At 32.7% G+C, this 9437-nt stretch carries 12 protein-coding genes; all 12 read left to right on the top strand.

Annotated features, from left to right (window positions below):
• Nucleotides 1-155: 155 nt before the first annotated feature.
• Nucleotides 156-836, top strand: coding sequence for a hypothetical protein (locus COX95_01725; protein PIZ86315.1), 681 nt, complete (start codon nucleotides 156-158; stop codon nucleotides 834-836).
• A 27-nt stretch (nucleotides 837-863) separates the two neighbouring features.
• Complete coding sequence (locus tag COX95_01720; GenBank protein PIZ86314.1) at nucleotides 864-1646, top strand: hypothetical protein; 783 nt, start codon at nucleotides 864-866, stop codon at nucleotides 1644-1646.
• 140 nt (nucleotides 1647-1786) lie between these two features.
• A complete protein-coding gene (locus COX95_01715; protein PIZ86313.1) occupies nucleotides 1787-2086 on the top strand; it encodes a hypothetical protein in 300 nt (99 codons plus the stop codon).
• On the top strand, nucleotides 2083-2751 hold the full coding sequence (locus COX95_01710) for a M48 family peptidase (GenBank protein ID PIZ86312.1): 669 nt from the start codon (nucleotides 2083-2085) through the stop codon (nucleotides 2749-2751). Before COX95_01715 ends, COX95_01710 begins: the two co-directional genes overlap by 4 nt.
• Before the next feature lie 261 nt (nucleotides 2752-3012).
• The gene (locus COX95_01705) at nucleotides 3013-3312 is read left to right on the top strand and encodes a hypothetical protein (GenBank protein PIZ86311.1); all 300 of its coding nucleotides are present in this window, start codon (nucleotides 3013-3015) and stop codon (nucleotides 3310-3312) included.
• Between the two features lie 12 nt (nucleotides 3313-3324).
• The gene (locus COX95_01700) at nucleotides 3325-4041 is read left to right on the top strand and encodes a hypothetical protein (GenBank protein PIZ86310.1); all 717 of its coding nucleotides are present in this window, start codon (nucleotides 3325-3327) and stop codon (nucleotides 4039-4041) included.
• 36 nt (nucleotides 4042-4077) lie between these two features.
• A complete protein-coding gene (locus tag COX95_01695) occupies nucleotides 4078-4356 on the top strand; it encodes a hypothetical protein (GenBank protein ID PIZ86309.1) in 279 nt (92 codons plus the stop codon).
• Between the two features lie 74 nt (nucleotides 4357-4430).
• Nucleotides 4431-5189, top strand: a complete 759-nt coding sequence (locus tag COX95_01690) for an ABC transporter ATP-binding protein (protein PIZ86308.1) — start codon at nucleotides 4431-4433, stop codon at nucleotides 5187-5189.
• A gap of 4 nt (nucleotides 5190-5193) precedes the next feature.
• Nucleotides 5194-6354 carry a hypothetical protein gene (locus tag COX95_01685; GenBank protein ID PIZ86307.1) on the top strand — a complete coding sequence of 387 codons (1161 nt, stop codon included), beginning with the start codon at nucleotides 5194-5196 and terminating at the stop codon, nucleotides 6352-6354.
• 156 nt (nucleotides 6355-6510) lie between these two features.
• Entirely contained in the window at nucleotides 6511-6945 is a 435-nt protein-coding gene (locus COX95_01680; GenBank protein ID PIZ86306.1) for a hypothetical protein, read from the top strand.
• 37 nt (nucleotides 6946-6982) lie between these two features.
• Nucleotides 6983-8662: an MFS transporter gene (locus tag COX95_01675; protein ID PIZ86316.1), complete on the top strand. Its 1680-nt coding sequence runs from the start codon at nucleotides 6983-6985 to the stop codon at nucleotides 8660-8662.
• A gap of 45 nt (nucleotides 8663-8707) precedes the next feature.
• Nucleotides 8708-9437, top strand: a 730-nt coding sequence (locus tag COX95_01670) for a hypothetical protein (GenBank protein ID PIZ86305.1), incomplete at its 3' end; no start/stop codon positions are given.

Here is a 9437-nt window from a genome sequence, read left to right as displayed (position 1 = left end):
TAATATTTCACCCATTGATTATTTAATAAAAACTGTTCCGGAGTCTCAAATGTGCGTGACGCGTACAGTACTTAATGTATCTTGGCGTTAGAATGCAAGCGTTTTTTAAAAAACCATTTTTATATTATAATTATTATATTAATTAGTTAAGAAATATGTTATCTTTCTCCGCTATAATTTTTTTCATAGATGCGTTAGTGTGGTACATTTTTTCATGGAAGTCTTGGGCTATAAAAAAAGAAGAGCCTAAGAATAGTTTAATCAAGCATTTTTTTATAACGTTTTTTATATTGGCGAATGCCTATTTTCTTTTCGATGTAGTAATCGTTATTATTAATGAAAATTATCAGGCTGCTATTCTATTAAAAATAATAGCTGATTTTATTTTGTATACTAGTTTTTCCTATGGGATAAAAATCCCTGTATCTATAATTTTTCCTAAAGTAAATGACGATATTCCTTTTGCGATTCTTTTTTCTTTATCTATGTTAGCCACCGTGTTAAACGTAATTTCCCCTCCCCATCCCTTTTTAAGTGCCATTGGAATTATACATTGGAATTTAACGCCTATTATTTCATTTGGTATCTATGTTTTATGTTTAGGTATGTGGTTACCTATTGCAGGAATGTTTTTTATTGAAGGCAAAAAAGATGTAATATATAGGAAACGCTATTGGATAATGGCACTAGGTTTTCTAATCACAAGCATTTCTGGCCCAATTTCAGTTACTGCTAACTCTGATTATGCCGCTGCTTTGACTCAGTTTCTTATGACAATTGGTCATATTACTATACTGATTGGTTTGTTAACCAAAGTTAGAGAAAAATCAAAATAATCGAAATTAAATTTAAAAGATTAAATAATGTCAGATTATTATAAACCAAAAAGAATATATAATTTATTCGATCCGTTATCGGATAAGCCGTTTAAAATATCAAGATCAAAAATTGATTTGTTTTTAAACTGCCCAATGTGTTTTTACTTAGATAGACGTTTAGGGGTTGCTCAGCCGCCTGGTTTTCCCTTCACTTTAAATTCCGCGGTTGATACATTGCTCAAAAAAGAATTTGACTTGCATAGAGCTAAGAGTACTGCACATCCATTGATGAAAACATATGGTATTGATGCAGTTCCTTTTGCCCATGAAAAGATGGATCATTGGAGGAATACACTTAAGGGTGGCGTTGAATATTTGCACAAGCCGACTAATCTATTGGTTACCGGCGCTGTTGATGATATTTGGATTAATCCTCAAAAAGAACTTCATGTCGTAGATTATAAAGCTACTTCCAAAGCTCAAGAAGTTAATTTAGACGCAGATTGGCAAATAGGATATAAAAGGCAGATGGAAGTTTATCAATGGCTTCTTCGAAAAAATGATTTTAATGTTTCCAATGTTGGGTATTTTGTATATTGTAATGGTAATACCGATAAAGAAGCTTTTAATGGCAAACTGGAATTTGATATAAAGATATTATCTTATAAGGGAGATGATAGTTGGGTGGAAAAAGCAATATTCGATGCCCATAAATGTCTTCTAGATAATAATTTGCCCCGACCAGGTGATGATTGTGATTATTGTAAGTATCGACGAGCTATTAAAGATGTTATCATTGGTTTAACAATGAAACCCTCAACAAAATAGACAGGTATAAATATGAAAAAAGGTTGTAAAGAGAAAATAATTTGCATAATAATTCCTTTAGTTATAGGGTTGCTGCTAGGCGCGCTTTTAGCATTTTTTCTTGTAAGGTATTTTATCGCTTATTAGTTTAGTAAAATTTTATGGATAGATTGATTAATTTGCAAATGCTTAAAAAGAAAAAATTATTTATAATTTTTGTTATTTTTATAGTTTTAAGCTGCTTATATGGTATTGAATACTTTTTACTAAGGTGTAATCATAGCACTAATTCTTTTTGTTCTTGTCCTTATGGCGCCCAAAAAGTCAGTGGTGGCGTTGTATGCATTAAGTCGCCTTGTCCTGATACGATATACTACAGTTGTCAATATAATGAATGTAAGGTTAATTCTGATTGTTCCGCTGGAAAATTATGCAACGGTAGCGGTAAATGTGTTAAATGAGCTTAATCAGTTATAATATTATATATAGCAAGCGTAAAACTGTCGCTTTGATTATAGAAACCGATGGTACTTTATCTATTCGAGCACCCAGAAGGTTGGGTGTTGAAAAAATAAAAGCAATCGTCAAACAAAAAAAGAATTGGATTTTAAAAAAAGTTAAAGAAAAAGAAAAAAGAAAAAGATTTATCCCAAAACAATTTACAGAGGGAGAAAAATTTTTATATCTTGGTAGAGAATACGAATTAAATTTTGTAGATGCTAGATTAAGGAATGTGATTTTTCAAGATGAATTTATCGTACCAGTCCTAAAGCCAGCTGTCCTTAAAAAAATGCTTGAAAAATGGTATATAGCAAGAGCAAAGCAGGTTATACAAGAAAGAGTAAAGGTTTATTCTGACAAGATTGGTGTAATATTTTCTAAATTGAGATTTAGTAAAGCAAAAAGCCGATGGGGATCTTGTTCATCCAAAAAGACATTAAGTTTTAATTGGCGATTAATTATGGCACCTTTGGAAATCATCGATTATGTTGTTATTCACGAATTAGTCCATATTTTAGAAATGAATCATTCAAAGAAATTTTGGAAAAAAATGGAAGAATTTTCGCCCGGCTGCAAAAGAAGCAAAAAATGGCTTAAGGATTACGGTTATTTGCTAAATATATAGAAAAAGAAAAGTTATAATAGTATAATACTTTCTCATTAATCAAATGTTTATTATGAAAAAAGTTTTGCTCTCAATTATTATTTTAATTATAGTTATAGTTATAGTTGGGATAAGATTTTTAAGCGGTGAGGATAATTGGATATGTGTTGATGGCCAATGGGTTAAACACGGTAATCCTTCTTTCGAGAAACCTGATGATCTTTGTAATTAAAGAAAATTTTGTTTATATCTAATAGATTAATATATAGTTAGGAGAGATTGATGGAGAACAAAAAAAATTGTTGGGAAATTAAAAAATGCGGTCGAGAGCCAGGCGGAACGAATGAAAATGAATTTGGGACATGTCCGGCGTCAATTGAGAAAAAAGCTAATGGTATGAATAGCGGGTTTAATGGAGGCAGGGATTGTTGGGCGATTGCTGGAACAATGTGCAATGGGGTAATTCAGGGGACTTTCGCAAAAAAATATAAGACTTGCGTTGAGTGCGAGCATTATCAGCAGGTCATACAAGAGGAGAGGGGGATAGCTTTAAAGATGCTGCTGATGTCCTATGGTATCTAAATCAATAAAATTATGTTTTGTCCAAATTGCAAAACACAATTTAAGACAGTTCAAGCTAATAGTGCAAACCCAGGACTTTTTGTACTAATCGATCAATGTCCAAATTGCGGCGGTATTTGGTTTGATCAATTTGAGTTGTACCAGATATCTTCCAGTGAAGCTCAGCAAATTGATAATGTTAACGAAGTATTATTAGCAAATAAAATGCCAATAAATTCTAATCTTTATTGTCCAAAAGATCATACAAAGTTAGAAGAATTTAATGATCCAAATATACCTAAAGATATTCAGATTGATAGGTGTGCAAAATGTAGCGGTATTTGGCTTAATAAGGGTGAATTATTACGATTTAAGAATAGGATGAAACAATCAACCAAGGGGATAGATTCTAAAATAAAGTCTTTAATAGAAGCGGAGTTTAAGGGATCGTCATCTATGGAAACATTGGGCAGAATAGGAAATTTTTTAATGACTCCTGTAATTTCTGCTTCTCCAACTTCCTTCATGCTTCAAAGGGAAGAAAATAATCCTTATAATTTTTCTTCTGAGCAAATTAGTGCATTAAAGAAGACCCCTCAGGATAAAAAGCTTGCTCTATATAAAGCTTTTACCGAAGGGAATAAACAAGCAATTATAGAGGACGAAAAAACCGAAAGAACAGTTGAAAGCATGATTATAGGTTTGTTGACGATTATTAAGATTATTTCCAGGCTTTTATTGTATAGATAATGTTTTTTGATCAATTTATTTAAGGAGTGATTAGGATTGAGTAATCCTGCTTATAAGGAAGTAAATTTTCAAGGAAGAATTATTGACGATCAACGTGGTAATATAATTTATAAAGTTAATATTATCTACGTCAAGTGTGGGAGGGCAATAATGATTTGTGGTATAGATATAAGAAAGCTTCATTGCAATAATTCATTATGCGGGATAGGGATAATGGAAATTATAGAATTAATAAAAGAAGAATTTAAAAATAATCTCGACACTATTTTTTCTAATAAAAACATATTTATTTCCGGTGAACCTTTTTATAACTAATAATCGCGGTTGCTTTGTAAAAAAAATAATATAAAATTTAACAAAGAATAACCGCGTTTTTTATTGGTTTAATTATGAACAAAATAATTGAGGTTAAAAATCTAACTAAGAAATACGGCGATTTTACAGCCGTAGATGATATTAGCTTTTTTGTAGAAAGCCAAGAGATTTTTGGTATCTTAGGCCCTAATGGTGCAGGTAAGACTACAACCTTAGAGATGATTGAAGGTTTAAGAAAGATAGATAGCGGAGAAGTTACGGTGGCTGGAATAAATGTCAGCGAAGATATAAATAAAGTAAAATCGATGATAGGGGTTCAGTTGCAGGCTTCATCCTTTTTTGAATATTTAACTTTAGAAGAATTATTAATATTCTTTGGGAATCTATACGAGAGAGAAGTTAATTCTGATGAATTACTTAAAGAAGTTGAGCTTTTAGACAAGAAAAAATCTTACATTAATACATTATCAGGAGGCCAAAAACAAAGATTTTCAATTGCTTCAGCTCTTGTTAATGATCCTAAAGCGCTTTTTTTGGACGAACCGATAACCGGTCTGGACCCACAGGCGAGAAGGCATCTTTGGGAACTAATAAAGCAAATTAGAAAGAAAGGCAAAACTGTTATTATTACCACTCATTATATGGATGAGGCAGAAGTTCTTTGTGACAGAGTGGCAATTATGGATCAAGGAAAGATAATTTCTTTAGATACGCCCTTGAAATTGATTCAGGAATTGTTAGGTAAAGGGTTCGAGAAAAAAGTAATTGAACAAAAAGCCAATCTGGAAGATGTTTTCCTAGATCTTACAGGTCACGGCTTAAGGGAATCTTAATATAATGAATATCAAAAAAGCGCTTATTTCAACAAAAAATATAACTTATTATGCGATAAAAGCTTTTTTTAGAGACAGGCAGGCTATCTTTTGGAGTTTGTTTTTACCCATTATGATTATGAGCATTTTCGGGGTTATGAAGTTTGATGAGGCAGCAAAAGTGAACTTAGGCATTGTAGATGAAGCGAAAAATAAAAGCTCGATTCAGCTAGTTGATACATTAAAGAAAATCGATGCTTTAAGAATTAAGGAAGGCGATAAAGACTCTGAAAAAAAAGCGTTGGAAAAAGGAGATAGGGATCTAGTTTTAATTGTTCCTCAAAAATTTAGCGAACAGATAATGGCCGCACCTCAAAATATAGATTTGAAAGTCCCTGCTAACTGGGTTCCTCCTATTTCTCAGTCATCTAAACCCTTAAATCTTGAATTATATTACAACGAAGGAAAGGCAAGTAACGTTCAAGTTGGTCAGACTATTCTAACTCAAGTTTTTGATAAATATAGCGATATGATAACAAATACTCCTGACCTTTTTGTTTTAGATAAGAAGCCGATATCAAGCCGTAATTTGAGCTATGTAGATTTTCTTTTGCCAGGCATTGTGGCTATGGGTATTATGCAGATGGGAATTATTGGAGTAGCGGCCGGTATTGTTACTTGGCGGGAAAGAGGAATATTGAGAAGACTGTTAGCAACACCTGTGCATCCAGCAACTATAATATTTAGTCAGATTGTAACTCGTTTGACTATTTCTATAATGCAGTCGGCAACAATCATTACGTTAGGCGTTGCTGTTTTTCACGTTCATATAATTGGCAGTTTTTTGAATGTTTTTATTTTAACTATCCTGGGGGGCACAATCTTTTTAAGTATAGGTTTAGCGCTTTCTGGGTTTGGTAAAACCCATAATACAGTAATGGCTTTATCCAATGTAGTAATGATGCCTATGATGTTTTTATCCGGCGTATTTTTTCCACGGGATGCATTGCCGGATCTTTTAAAGAGTATTACACAATATATGCCCCTGACATATCTCGCTGACGGAATGCGCAAAGTTATGGTTGAAGGTTCTGGGTTGATACAGATACAAGCTGAGATATTCGGTCTTTTAGCTTGGATTTTTATATCTTTTATTTTGGCGATAAAATTCTTCAAGTGGGAATAAATAATCTAAACAAATGAAAAAAATCTCTACTTTAAATAGCATTGGACATAACAAAAGACAGGCTTATAAGCCTGTCTTTTGTGCGAGGGTAGTTTTTAATGTTGACGTGTATTTATTTCTGTAATATTATTTAGCCTAGCTAAGTAATATAAAAATATGTATAAACCAGTGACAAAAGAAGAGGAAATAGTATTTCTTCTGCATAAAATAGCCCGCACAGTTAGAAAAAAAACTGAATTTTATACGGAATTTAGTGAATTAAGTATAGCCCAAACTCAGGCAATGGTAGCGATATCATTAGGTAAATCTACTATGAAAGAATTAGCCGAGGAACTTAATATTGCTTTTCCTACAACAACAATTTTAACGGGTAGGCTTGTAAAAGGTGGTTACGTAACCAGAAAAGCCGATAAAAATGATAGGAGAATTATTCGCTTATCACTTACAAATAAAGGTACAAGAACATTTAAAAAGGTTATGAAATCAAAGATGAATAAAGTAAAATTAATTTTTAATAAGATGTCGGAAAAAGATAAAAAATCTTTGTGCAGAATACTAAGTAATTTATTAGTTGAATTAAAAAATAATTAATTATATAGAGAGGTTTTAGATGTTATCAGAGTTTTCCATGGGTAAAAAGATTAGCGTAATGTTGGGCGTGATGTCGGCATTGTTTTTAGCTGCCCTTGATCAGACAATAGTTGCCACTGCGATTCCTAAAATTGTCCAAGAATTAAACGGATTACAACACTTAAGTTGGGTATTTACCGCTTATATGCTTGCTTCAACTGTTAGTATACCTATTTATGGAAAACTCTCTGATATATATGGAAGAAAAAAGTTTTTCATAGGCGGAATAGTCATATTTTTGATTGGTTCTATCTTAAGCGGTTTATCACAAAATATGATGCAGCTGATTATCTTTAGGGGTATACAGGGCATTGGTGGTGGTGCATTAATGACAAACGCCTTTGCTGTAATAGGTGATTTGTTCGCACCAGCCGAGAGAGGTAAATGGCAGGGCTTATTTGGAGGAGTATTCGGATTAGCATCTATTATCGGCCCGTATCTGGGTGGGTGGTTGACTGATAACGCTAATTGGCGATGGGTTTTTTACATAAATATTCCAACAGGTATTTTAGCTCTTATACTAATCAGTTTAATGCCAAAGATATCCTCCCATCTTAAAGATAAAAAAATTGATTATAAAGCTGCTTTAACGCTTTCATTCGCTCTATTATCTCTTTTGCTAGCTTTTGTATGGGGTGGTAACGAATATTCATGGAATTCTATAGAGATATTAGGTTTGTTTGTTTTCTCAATTATATCTTTTATTGTGCTTGTTCTAATAGAGAGAAAAGCAGAAGAGCCCATTTTACCGCTTGATCTATTCAAGAACAGAATATTTTTAGTGTCAACTATAATAACTTTTATTGTAGGTGCGGGAATGTTCGGAGTGATTATATACATTCCGCTTTTTGCTCAAGGCGTAATTGGAATAACGGCAACACATTCAGGAACAATTCTCATTCCTTTAACTGTTGGAATGATTTCGGCAAGTGTTATATCCGGGCAAATAGTTTCTCGAACAGGGAAATACAAGTTTTTGACTATTTTCGGGTTTTTAGTTGCTACCGGTTCTCTTTATTTTCTTTCTAAACTGGGTACTGGTGCTACTGTGAGTGATTTAATGTTAAGAATGATTTTTACTGGTATAGGCTTAGGTACAACCATGCCAATATTAACACTCATCGTGCAAAATGCATTCGAGCATTCTAAATTAGGGGTCGTTACTGCTTCTTCCCAGCTTTTTAGGAGCCTTGGTTCTACTGTTGGTACTGCAGTAATGGGCAGTATATTAAATAACTCTCTTTCAAGTAAATTGAGTGACCTTTCTCATGATAAATTTGCTCAAACAATATCTAAAATTAATCCAAATGTTAATTTTGCTAATTTAGACGTAAATAGTATGCAAGGATTTCTCTCAAATGCAGCTCAAGATCAATTTCATACGCAAATGTCTAATTTTCCGCCAAAGATGCAGATTGAAGTTATGAAATTATTTAATGATTTTCTGATTAAAATAAAGGGCATATTAGCTTCATCTATCGATAATATCTTTCTAATTGGCGCGGTTCTTATGCTAGTTGCCTTGATTGCTTCTTTATTTTTAAAAGAGATTCCTTTAAGAAAAACCCACAAAGAGAAGAAATCATTTTTAGAAGAAGCCGGTTCTGAAATAGCGATAGAAGAAGGTCAAGCTTACTCTGGTGATGAGTCTGATAATGATTCAGGGAAAGTTGGCTAGATAGATGATTTGATGATATATTAGAGTAGATAAGAGTAATAATGAATGATTAAGAGAATAACGCTTTTTCTGGTATTTTTATTCTTGCCCTTGATAGTTTTGGCTACTGATAGCAATTATCCTAGTAGTCAGGAGGTTATTGATAATTTTAGGTCTGATATTCGGGTCAACAGTGATGCTAGTATTGATGTTACTGAGACAATAATATATGACTTTGGCACAAACCAAAAACACGGAATTTATCGGGATATACCCGTTAAATATAATAATAAAGGTTTAAATTACAATCTTCGCGTATCAGATATCTCAGTTAGAGACGAAAATTCTAATAATTATCAATTTAAGACTTCTTCTAAGGGTAAGAATTTAGAGATTAAAATCGGTGATTCTAATTCTTATGTTGCTGGTTTAAAGACTTATATTATAAGCTATAAAGTCAAAAGGGCGATTAGCTATTTTGGCGATTATGATGAAATTTATTGGAATGTGACCGGGAATGACTGGCAGGTACCTATTTTAAAAGCCAGTGCTTCTGTAAGTCTCCCTGAACAAATTTATAAGAGTGGAATACGTTATTCATGTTATACAGGTTATTTAAAAAGTACACAAAATTGCGATAATACTGATTTAATAACGAGTATCGATAATCAAATTTATCATATAGATTTTGCACAGAATAATCGTATAGGAAATGGGTGGGGTTTAACGGTAGCAGTTGGATTTCCTAAAGGTGTTGTTAGGGTACCATCTTTTATAGACAAATTATATGATGTTT

This window comes from bacterium CG_4_10_14_0_2_um_filter_33_32 (assembly GCA_002792735.1).
GTDB lineage: Bacteria > Patescibacteriota > CPR2_A > CG2-30-33-46 > CG2-30-33-46 > CG2-30-33-46.
The sequence above is the reverse complement of the archived record's forward strand: the minus strand, read 5'-3'. Positions and strand labels throughout refer to the sequence as shown.